Annotated in this window: 17 protein-coding genes; all 17 read right to left on the bottom strand. The window is 40.6% G+C overall.

Annotated features, from left to right (window positions below; genetic code table 11):
* Positions 1-30 precede the first annotated feature (30 nt).
* On the bottom strand, positions 31-1,284 hold the full coding sequence (locus B5354_RS17725; protein WP_079530122.1) for a tetratricopeptide repeat protein: 1,254 nt from the start codon (positions 1,282-1,284) through the stop codon (positions 31-33).
* A gap of 118 nt (positions 1,285-1,402) precedes the next feature.
* Positions 1,403-2,275 carry a hypothetical protein gene (locus B5354_RS17730; RefSeq protein ID WP_079530123.1) on the bottom strand — a complete coding sequence of 291 codons (873 nt, stop codon included), beginning with the start codon at positions 2,273-2,275 and terminating at the stop codon, positions 1,403-1,405.
* A gap of 61 nt (positions 2,276-2,336) precedes the next feature.
* Positions 2,337-3,626, bottom strand: a complete 1,290-nt coding sequence (aroA, locus tag B5354_RS17735; RefSeq protein WP_079530124.1) for a 3-phosphoshikimate 1-carboxyvinyltransferase — start codon at positions 3,624-3,626, stop codon at positions 2,337-2,339.
* A 13-nt stretch (positions 3,627-3,639) separates the two neighbouring features.
* Positions 3,640-4,740 carry a prephenate dehydrogenase gene (locus B5354_RS17740; RefSeq protein WP_079530125.1) on the bottom strand — a complete coding sequence of 367 codons (1,101 nt, stop codon included), beginning with the start codon at positions 4,738-4,740 and terminating at the stop codon, positions 3,640-3,642.
* Positions 4,737-5,831, bottom strand: a complete 1,095-nt coding sequence (gene hisC, locus B5354_RS17745) for a histidinol-phosphate transaminase (protein WP_079530126.1) — start codon at positions 5,829-5,831, stop codon at positions 4,737-4,739. Before hisC ends, B5354_RS17740 begins: the two co-directional genes overlap by 4 nt.
* 16 nt (positions 5,832-5,847) lie before the next feature.
* Positions 5,848-6,210: a chorismate mutase gene (gene aroH, locus B5354_RS17750; RefSeq protein ID WP_079530127.1), complete on the bottom strand. Its 363-nt coding sequence runs from the start codon at positions 6,208-6,210 to the stop codon at positions 5,848-5,850.
* Positions 6,207-7,292, bottom strand: a complete 1,086-nt coding sequence (gene aroB / locus B5354_RS17755; RefSeq protein WP_079530128.1) for a 3-dehydroquinate synthase — start codon at positions 7,290-7,292, stop codon at positions 6,207-6,209. Before aroB ends, aroH begins: the two co-directional genes overlap by 4 nt.
* A complete protein-coding gene (aroC, locus tag B5354_RS17760; RefSeq protein ID WP_079530129.1) occupies positions 7,293-8,459 on the bottom strand; it encodes a chorismate synthase in 1,167 nt (388 codons plus the stop codon).
* Positions 8,460-8,608: 149 nt separating this feature from the next.
* Positions 8,609-9,382, bottom strand: a complete 774-nt coding sequence (locus tag B5354_RS17765) for a CheR family methyltransferase (RefSeq protein ID WP_079530130.1) — start codon at positions 9,380-9,382, stop codon at positions 8,609-8,611.
* A 113-nt stretch (positions 9,383-9,495) separates the two neighbouring features.
* Entirely contained in the window at positions 9,496-9,942 is a 447-nt protein-coding gene (gene ndk / locus B5354_RS17770; RefSeq protein WP_079530131.1) for a nucleoside-diphosphate kinase, read from the bottom strand.
* 91 nt (positions 9,943-10,033) lie between these two features.
* Positions 10,034-11,005, bottom strand: a complete 972-nt coding sequence (hepT, locus tag B5354_RS17775; RefSeq protein WP_079530132.1) for a heptaprenyl diphosphate synthase component II — start codon at positions 11,003-11,005, stop codon at positions 10,034-10,036.
* A gap of 16 nt (positions 11,006-11,021) precedes the next feature.
* Complete coding sequence (locus B5354_RS17780; RefSeq protein WP_079530631.1) at positions 11,022-11,735, bottom strand: demethylmenaquinone methyltransferase; 714 nt, start codon at positions 11,733-11,735, stop codon at positions 11,022-11,024.
* A 3-nt stretch (positions 11,736-11,738) separates the two neighbouring features.
* Positions 11,739-12,524, bottom strand: coding sequence for a heptaprenyl diphosphate synthase component 1 (locus B5354_RS17785; protein ID WP_245804819.1), 786 nt, complete (start codon positions 12,522-12,524; stop codon positions 11,739-11,741).
* A gap of 107 nt (positions 12,525-12,631) precedes the next feature.
* Positions 12,632-12,856 carry a trp RNA-binding attenuation protein MtrB gene (gene mtrB / locus B5354_RS17790; protein WP_079530133.1) on the bottom strand — a complete coding sequence of 75 codons (225 nt, stop codon included), beginning with the start codon at positions 12,854-12,856 and terminating at the stop codon, positions 12,632-12,634.
* A 122-nt stretch (positions 12,857-12,978) separates the two neighbouring features.
* Complete coding sequence (locus tag B5354_RS17795; RefSeq protein WP_079530134.1) at positions 12,979-13,251, bottom strand: HU family DNA-binding protein; 273 nt, start codon at positions 13,249-13,251, stop codon at positions 12,979-12,981.
* A gap of 360 nt (positions 13,252-13,611) precedes the next feature.
* Entirely contained in the window at positions 13,612-15,090 is a 1,479-nt protein-coding gene (gene spoIVA, locus B5354_RS17800) for a stage IV sporulation protein A (RefSeq protein WP_079530135.1), read from the bottom strand.
* A 479-nt stretch (positions 15,091-15,569) separates the two neighbouring features.
* Complete coding sequence (locus B5354_RS17805; protein WP_079530136.1) at positions 15,570-16,295, bottom strand: hypothetical protein; 726 nt, start codon at positions 16,293-16,295, stop codon at positions 15,570-15,572.
* Between the last annotated feature and the right edge of the window lie 8 nt (positions 16,296-16,303).

The raw sequence follows: 16,303 nt of genomic DNA on the forward strand, positions 1-16,303 counted from the left end.
CGGCGCCCCTCCTGCGCTTAATTGATCACATTATTCTTCTTTCAAACGGCTGACAAAGTCTTCTATTTCAGTATCGGTTGGATCGACAGCCAGGTACTCTTCTAAGACTTGACGTCCTTCATTCATTTTTCCTTCTTCTACTAAGAAATATCCATAAGATTTAAGGAAAACATCGTCCTCTTTAAGTGAGGGATAAGCATTTTCATAATGTACGAGTGCCTGCTTATAATCCTCAACTTCCTCATACGCTTTAGCCAATTCGAATAAATAGAACGGATCTTCTTCACCAAGAGTAATTAATTGATTAATTAAGTCTATGATGGCCTCATAATCTTCATCACTTTTATAATTCTCGATTAGGAAAAGCACCGCTTCTTTATAACCTGGATCTAAAGCAACTGCTTCTCTCATCAAACGGTAGCCCTCTTCCTTTTCACCTGATTTGTGATAAAGCGTTCCAGCCAGGTGGTACAATTCCTTATTAAACTCATCTTTAGCTAACCCTTCACGAACCATTTCCAGGGCTTCTTTTGCCATTCCTTCTGCATTGTAGGCTTGGGCTAATAGTGGATAAACAGACTGGAAATAGGGATCCTCCTTAATAAGACGCTCCCATACATGAATCGCAATATCATTCCGGAAAGCCTGAAATGCAACAAAACCATAACGGAACATCACATCCGGATTATCTTCCTCCACCTTCTGAAAGTAGTCAAGAGCCTGTTCAAATTCTCCGGTAGCTGCGTATGCTTCTGCCAGCCTTGCCGCAACCTCGATATCAGCAATGACCGGCTGATGATGGAAGGCATTTTCATAAAATGGAATACTCTTATTGTATTCACCATTGGAAAAAGAAAGTTCTCCTAAAGCGAAATCAATAACCGCTTCATTTGGTTCTACTTGCTTTGCTGTTAGTAATTTCTGTTCAGCTACTTCAAATAGTCCTTGTGACTGGTAAAGATCAGCAAGCTGGATAAGTGCTTGTAAATAATCTTCATCCTCCGGACCAAACTGATCTAAAATCTCTATTGCTTCATCGTCTTCTTCTAGATCAATATGGATCTCCGCCATCATAACCTTTAGTTCCTGCTCTTTAGGGTAGCGCTGGATTAATTCGTGTAAGATTAATTTGGCTTCTTCAAGCATCCCCCACTGAATATACAGTTCAGCAATAGTGAATCGTTCTTCTTCGTCTGCTTCAGGCAGATAAGTTTGCAAGGTGTGTAGGGCTTTTTCTGTTTGCTTGGCTTCCATTTGATGGATAGCTTTTTGAATCTCTTCCATAATGACTTCCTCTCTAGCATTTGTAACAAAATCAGACGGTCTATGAACGATTAACAATGTAGTTCCCTAGTAGATTTCCTTCTTTGTTACCATCCAACTGACTTTTCATAATTTATATTTATACAAAATGCTGGTAAATTGAACCTTTATAATGGATGCCTGGCACAATCGTCTGCACTTGCTGATTAACTTGTACAATTTGCCCACGCATAACGGTAACATCTGGAACAGCCTCATAATATCTAAAATCAGCGTGATCAGCAACCATCAAGCCTTCTTCATCATAGTAAAGGTTGTAATCCGCATAACCGCTATCCATAAACCCGCCTTTGTAAGGGAAAATCCCACTGTCTTTAAGGTTCGCTTTCGATAACGGTGCTTCTGATAGAGCGTTAGTTACTCTAATGATACCATAATGTTCGCATAATTTTATCCACAATTTATCGTGAATCCTCTCTCTCTTTCTACTATTTCTGACAAGGAGGCCAAACGGTATTCGTTTATGGGATTGAGCCTGTACTAACCAGTCCCATGCGACTCCTTTCAACTCGTCTTCGTCTTCACTATCGATAAGTATGAAAGGACAGGATTCCCTGGCAAAATAACGTACCATTTCTTGTGTAATTGACTGTGGTTTGATGGTAGGAACAAACATATAATCAATGGGTAAATACTTAAATTGCTTTACGAACTGCTGATAAATGGCTTTAAAATGAAAACTGCTATGGATAGGAAATTGGATGAGGAGAAGGGTACACCCCTTTTGTACATAACGTTGACTATCTTCGATTAATGAAGGGGATTGACTTAACGGCATGTCTAAATCAAGCATCACGTGACCAGGTGTAGCGACAAATCCAGTAGCATCCATTTGTTTACATTCGTAATTACTGGATGAACGCTTCGTAAAATGCTGCTGAGAAACGGAAATCTGCCTGGTAATAGCCTGGGTGCCTTTGAGTGTTTGTACATAAAACCAATATGCTCCCATACGATACCTCCAACAAGGCTTTTTACATCGTATGAGAGCAAACTTTACTCTATGAAAATTTTTACTTCATAACCTGTGATAAATGATCAAAAAAACTAGGATAGGAAATGTTTATACAATCCTTGTCTTCAATCAAAACTTTTGATCCTGTAATCAGTGAGGCAACAGCTGCCATCATGCCAATTCGATGATCTCCAAACGATGGAAGTACGCTTCCGGACAATGGAGTGGGGCCGTGAATAATTAATCCATCTTCCATGGCTTCTACATCGGCGCCTAAAGCTGTTAAGTTGTTCGTCACAGCTGCGATTCGATCCGTCTCTTTCACCCTTAATTCTTTGGCATCTTTGATTACTGTCGTGCCCTCAGCTTGAGTAGCAGCTAAGGCTAGAATCGGGATCTCATCAATGAGATTAGCAATTAAATCCCCCTCAATGGTTACCGCATGCAGTGAGCTTGAGCGAACAGTAACATCCCCCACTGGTTCATGGCCAACCGTCCATTGATTCGAAATGGTCAGATCAGCACCCATTTTTTTTAATGCCGTGATGATTCCATCTCTTGAGGAATTCAACCCTACCCTTTTGATAGTAATTTCACTGTCTTTTGTTAAAAGTCCAGCGACGAAAAAGAAAGCGGCCGAGGAAATATCTCCAGGGACATGTATGTCAGCAGCGACCGGCTGCTGATTTCCAGGTATTGTATGGGTTTGTCCCTGTGATGTAATGGAAATCCCATACTGAGGCATAAGCATTTCTGTATGGTTTCGTGTAACCCCTTTTTCATAAACAGTGGTTTCTCCCTCAGCTAACATTCCCGCTAATAACACAGCAGATTTTACTTGAGCACTTTTAACGTTCAAGTTTACCTTTGACCCTGTTAGCTTTTCCCCTGCAAAAGCTAAAGGTAGACGAGCAGCCTCTTCCCGTCCGTATATTTTTGCGCCCATTTGCTCAAGGGGAACCACAACACGGTCCATCGGCCTTTTAGCAAGGGATTCATCTCCGTAAGCTGCCGTAAAAAAAGGCAGAGCGGCCAATACACCGCTCATTAACCGGGCCGTAGTACCAGAGTTTCCAAAATAAATCGGTGTTGTTGGCTCTTTTAACTGGTTAATGCCTTGTCCATAAATGGTCAGCCTATCGTCCGACTGATCAATGCGTACACCAAGTTTTCTAAAAGTCTCGACCGTACGGAGGCAATCCTCTCCTGTTAGAAAATTATAGACATGTGATGTCCCTTCAGCCAATGCCGAAAAAATAACAGCACGGTGAGATATGGACTTATCTCCCGGAACTTGTAACGTACCATGCAATCCCCTTGTAGAGGGGTGTAACTCGACAGTACTCATATTAACGACCTCCTTAGGCTTGAATGGTTACCTCGTAACCATTGTCCATCAGCAGCTGATAACTGTTCTGCTGCTCTTCTCCTGTCTGAAAGCTAATTCGTAAAGCACCTGTGATTCCTTCTCTGATTTCAAGTATTCGAATATTTTTAATGCTAATATCTTGTTGAGCAAGTAATTGGATTACATTCTGGATAGCACCCGGCTGGTCATGTATATCAACATAGATGTCATAAAATGCCGGAATAGCTCCTTTCTCACGGAAGGGAAGCCCATCACGAAATTTTTTTGCTTCCCCCAGGTATTGAAGCGTTAGTTGCGATTCCTCATGGTAAAGCAACTGCTTCATTCGCTTCATCTCCCCGATCCAGTCATCAAGCATTTGGATCAATAGCTTTTTATTTTGAAAAAAAATATCCTGCCATAATTCAGGATTACTTGAGGCGATTCGTGTGATATCTCTGAAACCCCCTGCAGCTAAATGCTCTAGCGAAGGATGTGTTTTTTGCCACTCCCGTGCCTGATGAACGAGAGATGAAGCAATTAAATGGGGAAAATGAGAAATAACAGCTGTCATTTCATCATGCTCTTTAGTAGAAAGTGTTAAAAATCTAGCTCCAGTAGTGGAGAATAGTTCCTTTAATGTACGAGCATCTGACTCATCTGCTCCCTTTGCCGGTGTGAGTACGAAGATTGCATTCTCAAACAAATGAGGTTTAGCTGCCGTGTATCCCTGTTTATGCGACCCTGCCATTGGATGCCCGCCCACAAAGGATATAAATGGATTTGTGAGCTCCTGTGCGGCTTGTAACACCTGACTTTTCACCGATGACACATCTGTAACAAGTAAAGGTTTGTCAATGCTAAGTTCGTTAAGCTGATGTAGATAATCGATCGTTACGGAAATCGGTGTCGCCAGAATTAACACATCTGCTTGACCTACTCCTGAAGCGAAGTCTTCTGCGAATTCATGAACCACCCCTTGATTCTTAGCAAGGGAGAGGTTTGCGTGATCGGCATCCATTCCGATCACTTTCACCTTTTTTTCCCTAGCTACATTCATAGCAAGTGATCCCCCGATCAGCCCTAGGCCAACTATAAATATAGTTTTGCTCATTTTACGTGATCCTCAAGTTTTTGCTTCATCGCTTGTTGGAGAAGTACCATGTCTTCTTTGCTTCCAATAGTCAATCTTATGGAATTCGGAATACCAAGTGCCTCGCCAGAACGAACAATAAATCCTTTACTCAGCAGGTGTTCAAACATTTCGTCCCCGCTCATCGGTAAATGGATCAGAACGAAATTTGCTTCAGATTCATAATAATTCAAGTTATTTTCATCTAGAAAAGCTAACAAATCTCGTTTATTTCTTCGGTTTTCACTCGTTGTTTCTTCAATAAAGGATTGATCATTTAAAGCGATAATGGCTGCCGCTTGAGCAATCGATGAAGTATTGAAAGGTTCCCTCGCTGGTTCAAGACTATGTATGACATTACGGTTTGCTACCCCATATCCAACTCTAAGCCCTGCTAAACCATAGGCCTTTGAAAAAGTACGCAGAACCATTAGATTCTCATATTGCTGTAAAGCTTGAATCGAATCAAACGTGTCCTCCGTCACCATATATTCGTAATAGGCCTCATCAATAACAACCAAGACATGTGAAGGACACTTCTCCATAAAATCGTGAAGAACACTTTTAGATATATGAACTCCGGTCGGATTATTTGGTGTACATAACCAGATCACTCTCGTATTTTCATCAACTTGCTGAAGCATTTCCTTTAAGTCATGATGTCCCTCAACGACAGGAACTTCCCGCACCTCTGCTCCTTCAATTAGCGCATTATGACGATATTGAGGAAAAGTAGGTCTTGCCATGACCGTATTTGCTCCTGGTTCCAGAAAAGCACGACAGATAATTTGCACCACTTCGTCAGACCCGTTTCCAAAGATAAGCTGTTCTTCCTTCACATTAAGAAAAGAAGCTACTTTTTCACGCAATGTAGCTGCATAGCCATCAGGATATTTTTCAAGTTGGGCGATCAATTCAGGCAGCTGCTGTTTAACTTGTTGGGAAAAGCCAAAAGGGTTCTCGTTTGAAGCTAGCTTTACTATTTTATCTAGTCCATATTCACGTTTTACCTCTTCAATCTGTTTTCCAGGTTTATACGGGGTCATTTGGTTCAAAATCGCTTTTGACTTCATAAACTACGGGTCCTCCTTAATTTTTCAGATCGGGTCTCAGCTGAGTTGCATGATAATGATAAACATGGTTAACTTCTGTCTGATCAAGTGAAGTATCAACCGTGACCATAACGCGGATACATTTGACCAGACTTTGGGGAACTGGAATCTCCGTCATGCACATGACTGGTACATATGTCCATCCCTCAAGCAGCCGTAAAGATTTCGCTGGAAAAGCTGCATTAAGATCCTCGGTTACTGTAAACAGGACAGAGGTCACCTTCTCGGGTTTTATATCATTCTGAGAAATAATGTCGATCATAAGTTCGTGTGCTTTTTCTACAATTTCTTCCCCATTATTTTGATCAACTGTTGTGGCTCCTCTCACACCTCTGATCAATCAAGCGTCCCCCCTTCAACTTTTATAAAGTCAGTCATGAACTGAATTAGTTCCCTATCTTCCAATGGCGCAACAGCAGGAGAACCAATTTGATTTAGTAAGACAAAATGGATGGTGCTGCCTACTGTTTTCTTATCCCACTTCATTTTTTCAATAGTACGTTCTGGATCTATTTGAGAGATAAGGTGGAGCGGATAACGATTATGACGAAGCCAGGCAGTATAGGAGTTGATCGGTAAATCAGCACTCAATTTCTGCTCACTAATTTTCATCGCAAACAGAATTCCTATGGCTACGGCCTCTCCATGAGTAATCTCTCCATATCCAAACTCTGCTTCTAAGGCATGAGCCAAAGTATGCCCTAGATTTAAATGTTTGCGCAAGCCTGCTTCTCTTTCATCAGCTTCAACAACCTGCGCTTTCACGCTGATGCCCGAAGTCAAATGTTCTATCAGCTCTGTCTGATCTACCTCTGATAAAGATGTGTGCATTAATTGTTGAAACCATTTATGATCACTTAGCAGTGCATGCTTCACTACTTCACCAAACCCTGACCTGACTTCCTGGCTTGTTAAGGTATTCATAACTTCCGTATCATAAATGACTTGTACAGGGCTGTAAAAACTACCAATCAAATTTTTCCCCTTGTGATGATTAATAGCTACTTTACCACCTACACTGCTGTCGTGAGCTAAGATAGATGTAGGTACTTGTAAGAAGTCAACTCCTCGCAAGTAAGTAGCTGCTACAAAACCAGTCAGATCACCTATCATTCCCCCTCCAAGCGCCACAATCAAGGATTGGCGATCCAACTGTAATTCAAGACATCGATCCAGCAAGCTGCTGTAACAGGCCATACTTTTCGACCCTTCACCTGCTGGAACTATTTCGAATGAGACTTCAGTATTCTCTCCAAAGGCTGAGATCACGTCATTTAAATAAAGAGGAGCGACATTTGAATCCGTAACGATAAACACTTTGGCATATTCACTTTTTAATAAATCAGAAATTTTATACCGTAATCCACTCCCAATATTGACGTCATACTGATGTTGAAATGACTGAATCGTTAATGTAGTCATCTAGAAACTGCGAACCTCCTTCCGATAATCATCTACCGCCCGTTTTAAGCGCGGAAAATAATCAGAAGGGAATTCTTCCGTAATAGCTTTAGCTATTTCAAAGGCAACAATATGCTCCATAACAACCGAAGCTGCCGGAACCGCACATGAATCTGAACGTTCAATACTAGCCTGAAAAGATTCCTTTGTCTCAATATCGACACTTTGAAGTGGCTTATATAGAGTTGGGATGGGTTTCATAACCCCTTTTACAACGATTGGCATTCCTGTAGTCATTCCGCCTTCAAAACCACCGAGACGATTTGTTCTTCGATAATATCCACGTTCTTCACTCCATAAAATTTCGTCGTGGACTTCGCTGCCATTCCTTCTTGCCGCTTCAAAACCAAGTCCAAACTCTACACCCTTGAAAGCATTAATACTCATAACACTTCCAGCGATTCTTCCATCCAGTTTTCGATCATATTGGACATAGGAACCTAACCCTGGCGGCATTCCCTCTACATATACTTCAGCAACTCCGCCAATCGAGTCTCCCTCTTTCTTAGCTTGATCAATGGCTTCCATCATTTTACCTGCTGCCTGTTCATCAAATGTTCGTACAGGAGAAGCCTCAGATATAGCAGCTCGCTCTTGAACAGACAGGGTCTCATCCACTTCACTAACAATGCCTGCAATCTCTCGAACATAACCGGCTACTTCGATTCCAAGTTCGCGCAGTAATACTTTCGCAACAGCGCCAGCCCCTACTCTAGCTGCAGTCTCACGTGCTGATGAGCGTTCTAAAACATTACGCATATCGCGATGGCCGTATTTCAAACCGCCGTTAAGGTCTGCATGCCCAGGTCTTGGTCTTGAAATGGTTCGCCTGACTTCAGCTTCCTCAGCTAATGGTGCATCACCCATAATATCACGCCAATGTTTAAAGTCGTCGTTATGTACCACTAGTGAAATTGGTGAACCTAAAGTGTACCCATGGCGAACACCACTCGTGATTTCAACTAAATCTTTTTCAATTTGCATCCTTCGCCCGCGGCCATGCCCTCCTTGTCTGCGGATAAGTGATTCATTAATCTGATCTGCTACGAGTGGCAAGTGTGAAGGTACTCCCTCGATAATCGTCGTCAGCTGTTTTCCATGTGATTCTCCAGCCGTTAAATAACGCATATACGACAGCCCCCTGTTGTAATTTTTAAATAATACTATATCATACACATCGAGATTTGTGTGCTTTAACGTTGCAAAGTTCTAAAAAATAATAAAAAAACTTCGGTTAAACTCCTTGATTACAAAGGCTTGTAACGAACGGACCCTGTTTAATCCTTTCTATAAAAAAATGTATCAAAAGATTTTAACCGGTATTGATGTGGGGAAAATATTTGTTCTGTGCTTCCTACAAAGAAGATGCCATCTTTATTTAAAGCTTTACTAAATTTAGTGTAGATCGTTGATTTCGCATCTTCTGTAAAGTAAATAAGAACGTTTCTGCATACGATCAAATCATTTTGCGGTTCATACTGGTCAGCCAGCAAATTATGTTTTTTAAAAGTAACACATGATTTTATATTGTTGCTAATTTTATATAAACTTTGTTGCTTTGTAAAATACTTCTGCTTCATTTTTTCTGGCATTTCTCTTAAAGCTCGTTCAGGATAAACTCCAAGTTTGGCTCGCTGAATAGCCTTTTCATCAATATCTGTAGCAACAATTTTAATTTGATCAATGGGAAGGTATTGATTAAGTATGATAGCTAACGTATACGGCTCCTCTCCCGTTGAACAAGCCGCGCTCCAAATTTTTATATGTTTACGCTTTTTTAGTAGATGTGGTACAACTTTATTTTCGAGAACTTCCCACCTCTGTCTATTCCGGTAGAACTCGGAAACATTGATCGTAATTCTGTCTAATAATTCATTAAACAAACCCGGATTTTTATGTAAAGACCTATAGTATTCTTGAAAATCCGCAAATCCCTTTTTATCACGTAAGGACGTTAACCTCCGTTTCATCTGCGCCTCTTTATAAAGATATAAATCAATTCCTGATTTCAGTTTGAAATTAGCTACAAATTCCTGGTAGTCATGACTCATGTATCATACTCCTTACCCTCTGTTTATCTTAATAGATTACTGCAACGAATAGGATGTGTAAATCATTTAGCCATAAAAAAAACGCCTTTAAACAAGGCGAATTTTTCGTCGTATTAATAAACCCAGGCTGAGTTGTCTTTGTTATAAGTGTTAAGTTCTGCTTGTTCGAAAAATAGATTGATTTCGCGTTCAGCGCTTTCAATGGAATCTGAACCATGAATCACGTTCTTTCCAACTGTTACACCATAATCACCGCGGATCGTTCCTGTTGTGGCATCCTTAGGATTAGTTGCTCCCATCATTTGCCTCGCTGTAGCAATAACATTCTCACCTTCCCATACCATAGCAAATACTGGTCCGGAAGTGATAAAACTAACAAGTTCTCCAAAGAAAGGTTTATCACGATGCTCACCATAATGTTCTTCTGCAAGGGAGTCTTTAATTGTCATTAGTTTTGCTCCAACTAGTTTATAGCCTTTTTTTTCGAACTTAGCTACAATTTCTCCGATTAGATTTCTTTGTACGCCGTCTGGTTTAACCATTAGAAAAGTCTTTTCCATATTTACCACCCCATGATTATGTATGATTTGAAAGCGCTTTTAACAAGCGCCAATAAAGATTCTACCAAAGAAATTGGATTGTGGCAATCCATTATGCACGTCTTTTACCAATATACTTGGCAATTCCTTTTAAGGTTTGCTTAGCACGAATATTTGGTAACTTTTCCAATGATTCATAAGCCTTATTTAAATATTGATCACTTACTGCCAGGGAACGTTGAATTGAACCGTTGGACTGGATCTCTTTAATTAGCGGCTCGATGGCAGCAGAAGTAAGCTCAGTGTTACTATTAAACACATGTTGAGTTTGCTCTTTAAACTTACTATCTTCAAGAGAAAATAGAACTGGCAAGGTTATATTTCCTTGCAGTAAATCACTGCCAGCTGGTTTACCCAGTTCTTTCTCGGAGGCGGTAAAATCCAGCACATCGTCAATAATTTGATAAGACATCCCAACATAGTAGCCGTAGCGGTATAATGCTAGCTCTTCTTCCTTTGAAACATTTGCAGCAATAGCCCCCAGCCGACAGCTGGCGGCAATAAGAATAGCTGTTTTTCTTTTTATTCGGCGCAAATAGTTCCTGAAATTCTGCTCTACATTATATTTGTCCTGGATTTGTTCAATTTCACCGAGACATAACTCCACCATTGTCTTTGCTAAAATCTGGTGTGCTCTAGGGTTATCAAGAGTCGATAAGTTTTCCAGTGAACGAGCAAAAATGTAATCCCCAGTGTACATGGCAATTCGATTATCCCATTTAGATTTAATAGTAGGTTCGCCTCTTCGCAATTCTGCTTCATCAATTACATCGTCATGAACGAGCGAAGCCGTATGTATAAGTTCGAGTGACACAGCGACCGCTTTCATCCGCTCAAGATTATAATCTCCGAATTTGCCTGCCAGTAAAACAAAAACCGGCCGTATCCGTTTTCCACCTGCTTTTAGCAGCTGACTGGAGGCTTCTCTTAGAACGGGATTCTCCGATTGGATCGTTTCGTTAACTGCCTCTTCAATTTTATATAAATCTTGCTTTAAAAAAGAGTAAATCATGGCTAATTTCATATTTCTTCATCCTTGATCATAACGATTGCTTTTCCCCGAGGTGCATAGCGGCGACTCCGCCTGTAAACGACTTCACCTTAACATTAGTCAGCCCTGCTTGTTGAAACATTGCTGCTAGCTCATCCTTACCTGGAAAATCTTTTGCTGATTCATGAAGCCAACTGTATTCCTGATAACTCTTAGCAAACAACTTACCAAATAGCGGCATAATGTTTCTGAAGTAAAAATAGTAAAGTCGTTTAAATACAGGGCTCTCTGGTTGTGATGTTTCTAAACAAACTACCTTGCCGCCAGGCTTCACCACACGATGCATTTCTTTTAATACTTGCAGGTAATCCGGTACATTTCTCAACCCGAAGCCAATCGTGACAAAATCAAACTGATCATCGTCAAATGGCAGTTCCATAGCATTCCCGTGCTCAAACTCTACATGTTTCATTTTAGATTGCAGCTTCTTTTTTATGCCAACTGAGAGCATATTTACACTAAAGTCAAGGCCTACTACCTTCCCTGAAGGCCCGACCTCTTCAGCCAGCGCCATAGTCCAATCTCCAGTCCCGCAGCATACATCAAGCGTATGATCCCCTTTAGAAACGTTCATTCGCTTCATGACCTCTTTACGCCATAGTCTGTGCTGTTGGAAGGAAATAATAGAATTCATACGATCATAACGCTTGTAGATTTTCTCGAATACGTGATGAACACGTTCTTCCTTTGTCTGTTGCTGCATCATTTACCCTTCCTCTACAATATGCTTCTCATAAAATTTGTGATGAATAGCGGTATGGATATAAGATTTTAACCAATTAAAATGAATCGGAAGCTGAGATACGGTAGCTTCTAGGCGAGTGATATGTTTTTGCAGCATTTGCTCTAGACTTACCATCACTTGACCGCTTGATTCTGGTTTTCTAACCAGCCTATCTATCAGTGGAGAAAATTTACCTTCCTGATAGCTTGTCTTCTCATCAATCAGTCTTTTCGCTAACAGCCACTCTCCTGCCATATCATTAATAGTCGTCTTTTGTACATACGAGGCTACTCGTTGAATTAACAAGGATTCAATTTTCTTTAAGGAGATTAAAAACTCCTGGAACGAGTCTACATCTTTGTAATAGAGCTCCATTTTTAATTCATTAATTTCCTTAATCGCTCCAGCTAGTGTTCGAATCATAGGTATATCGTTAAGCTGTGATAGCAAATAGTAATATAGGCCACTGTAATAGTCACCGGCAAGCACAGTGAGTTGGCGTGTACGAATCGTTTCCTTCTCATCATCATCGTCAGTCAATGTGACAAGATCATGAGTGTCGAGAGCGATTTGAACAAGCATCGTTGTAATCACGTACTGTTCTTTTTTCACAGGAGATAGGGTTGTATGATCCATGATAGAAGACAGAATAACCAGCTTGTCTTCATCAATAACTGGCTCTGGAATAAATTTCGCCAAAAAGGGGTGGCGAACTTGAGAGGCAATTTTTTGTTTTAATTGTTTGAGATTCACTTCTGATGTGTTCACCTATATCACCTGATCCCTTTCATAAACACGGTTAAAGCACATCAATTATACCATAAATCGATGCGTGAAGCTGTTGTTATGTAGGATAAGATCTAAACATGGCAAAATTACTCTGCTTCTGTTGACATCTCTCCATGACGAGTTTGAATGATGGCCTTGCCCCGAACTTTAACAGCTGAGGTATGCTCAGTAAACTGGGCAATCATTATTTCTCCACGATCTAGTTTTTCTGAATGATGGAAGCGAGTGTCCGTGCCTCTGGTTAACCCTATTACGTTCACACCGTCCTCTTCAGCTTTTATTACGAAAAAATCATTTTCGGATGCAGTCATCAATCTATCCCCTTTCTTCTAGTCATACTATCTCTTATTCCTTATATTATGTCAAAGATTCACGCTTTTTGCTATCAAAAAAAGGGTGCTAAAGTTAGCACCCTTTCGGCCCTATGTAGCCATTATTTAACGGCGTCTTTAAGAGCCTTGCCTGGTTTGAAAGCAGGAACTTTGCTTGCGGAAATTTCGATTTCTTCACCTGTTTGTGGGTTACGACCTTTACGAGCCGCACGCTCACGTACTTCGAAGTTACCGAATCCGATTAGCTGTACTTTCTCACCATCTTTTAGTGATCCCATGATAGATTCAAATACAGAGTCAACTGCTTGAGTTGCATCTTTCTTAGAAAGCTCTGCTTTTTCTGATACAGCGTTAATTAGATCAGTTTTATTCATGACATTCACCTCCTCCCAAGAAGGTTGCTTTCATTCAAGTGAAATTACTTTCACTTAAAATGCTTATTTAACAGTCATCATGTGATGACAAGCCTTATAATAAACGAGTTTGCCACATAATTCAATAGAGAATCGTTTATAAATCGCATAGTAAAGCGATTCTCCTAGTTTTTCAACCGTTTTATAAGGTTGTTTTCAGCGATAATGCCCGAACAGCAAAAACCTCCTAAACCCTATTATATCAAGGTTTTAGGAGGTTTTTATTGAAATTTACACTTTAAGATTGTATGTTGCTGCAAAAATCCATCTAAGCAGATAATTTTTTTCAAAAAAAATTAAAAACGGCCCGCTTAGGAGCCGTTATAAGATAATCGCAATCATTCCGCCAGATCCTTCATTGATGATTCTCTCTAGTGTATCTTTCAATTTGTATCTGGCATTTTCTGGCATAAGTGAAAGTTTTGCTTGAATCCCTTCTCTTACGATGGAGCTTAGAGATCTTCCAAAAATATCCGAATTCCAAATGGAAAGTGGATCTTCTTCAAAGTCTTGCATTAAATAACGAACAAGCTCTTCACTTTGTTTCTCTGTGCCTATAATCGGAGAGAACTCTGATTGTACATCCACTTTAACCATATGGATCGATGGAGCTACCGCTTTTAGCCTGACACCAAACCTTGAGCCTTGTCTAATGATTTCCGGTTCATCCAAGGCCATGTCCTCAAGGGTTGGTGCTGCGATTCCATATCCTGTCTGTTTCACCATTTGCAACGCATCTGCAACTTGATCATATTCTCGCTTTGCATGCGCAAAGTCCTGCATAATTTCAAGAAGGTGGTCCTTTCCTCTAATTTCCTCCCCAACGATCTCTTTCAACACATGATCATATAAGTGTTCAGGGGCCTGCAAATCAATTTCTGCAACGCCTTCACCAAGATCCATCCCCGAAATATGGGCGCCCGTAATATGCTCATACTGGTCAAAATTTCCGATAACATGATCAACATCACGGAGCCGTTTAATATCCTGAACCGTCTCTTCAATTGCATTTTGTAAATTATTCCGCAGCCAGTGTCTGGAATCAAGCACCATCACCCAGCTAGGTAAATTGACGTTCACCTCTAGAACAGGAAATTCAAACAAGGCTTCACGAAGTACGTTCTGCACATCCTGCTCACGCATGCTTTCCACAGATAAAGCAAGTACTGGAATGTCATATTTCTCAGCCAGTTCCTGTCTAAGTCTTTCTGTGCTTTCATGATGAGGCTGTGCAGAGTTTACGACCATAATAAATGGCTTACCAACCTCACGAAGTTCCTCAACGATCTTTTCCTCTGAAGCGACGTAATCTTCACGGGCAATTTCCCCGATTGTTCCATCCGTTGTGACGACCACACCAATCGTAGAGTGCTCCTGAATCACTTTATGTGTGCCTATTTCTGCTGCTTCATGAAAAGGTATAGCCTCTTCATACCATGGTGTATGAACCATTCTAGGTCCATGTTCATCCTCATAGCCAACCGCTCCATCTACCGCATAACCTACACAGTCTACCATTCTTACTCGAATGTCTAAGTGTTCATCAATATTAATTGTGGCAGCCTGATTAGGTACAAATTTAGGCTCTGTTGTCATAATTGTCTTACCGGCCGCACTCTGAGGAAGTTCATCCAGAGCTCTCTCTCTTTCCGATTCCTCTTCCATATTTGGAATGACTACAAGCTCCATAAATTTTTTTATAAACGTCGATTTTCCTGTACGTACAGCACCGACTACCCCTAAATAAATATCTCCATTCGTCCGTTTGGAAATATCGCTAAAGATATCTACCTTCTCCAAAGGATCCCCTCCCAGATAATATTTCACCTCATACAAGCCTGGACACTCTCATTCTATGACTGGTTGCTATCGGATTATGCCAGATATTTTAGAAGTTATCTATATTTATTAGACGGAGGTGCGAATCATGCACAATTGATTAAGCCTACGAAAAACAAATTCACTTCCATGGCTTGGACAAAACTGAATAAAACATAAAATAATCCGAACATTTCTATTGAAATCAGTTCGGATTATTTGTGTGTGACTAAAAAAGAATTCTACCATCGCTCCGCCAAAACACTTCGCTTTCCGTGGGCACGGCCGCAGCTTCCTCGGAAAGCAAAGAACGCTTTCCTGCGGGATCTTTGGCTCGCGCTGTTCCCACAGGAGTCTACGTATTTTGACTACGCTAATGATCTGCATTTAAACTATTCAATTTTACATCGTTGGTTATTTGGTATTATCGCTTTACTTATGTCCCAGACTCTTTAAGACAATTATGATGGAAGCTGAGACATAAAGATAGGCTCACCATTTTTTATGGAATATGGTTCAGAATAGGCGGGGGCAAACGGGGCATAATCTGTAAGTAAATACCGGATGTCGTCCCCTGTTGTATAGTTGTGATCTTTATTACGTATATATTCATACAAATCTTTTCTATAATCAATAAAGAGCTTTCCACGCTCATTAATGTAAATCGGCAGCATCTGTTGAGAATAAGGACTATCTACTGCAGGCGGTTCGTCAAGCCCCAACGCTTCATAATCCAAGCTATAGACACCCTTTGCAATCTGTTCCTTAAAGGGCGGGTATTTATGTTCTTGCTGATAAAATCGAACCTTCGTTTTCAATGAACGAATAGCCTCTGATGTTCGCAAATCAACCAGTTTCACCGTTGGGTTCTTTTCAGGAGTAATCAATGTGTATTCATAGTTACCGCCATTGATAAATGCAGTTCCAGGAGCCTCACCGATCAGTCCATTTTGCTGAAGTTTGCTAAAGTCTATCGGGTACTTTAAGAAAATAGGGGTATCCTGGTCTTTCGTTTTAATGGGCAACAATCCTGATTCCTGCTTTCTGTACTGATCAACAGCTTTTTGAATCGTATTTAATTGCGCCTGATTGGGCATCTGATTCTTCTCTAGCTTTGAATCTGGATATAAACAGCCTGTTAATAAAAAAGCGATTAGAGGTATTATCATCAACTTTAAAATATTCATATGGTTGA

This window comes from Halobacillus hunanensis (assembly GCF_900166655.1).
Lineage (GTDB): Bacteria > Bacillota > Bacilli > Bacillales > Halobacillaceae > Halobacillus_A > Halobacillus_A hunanensis.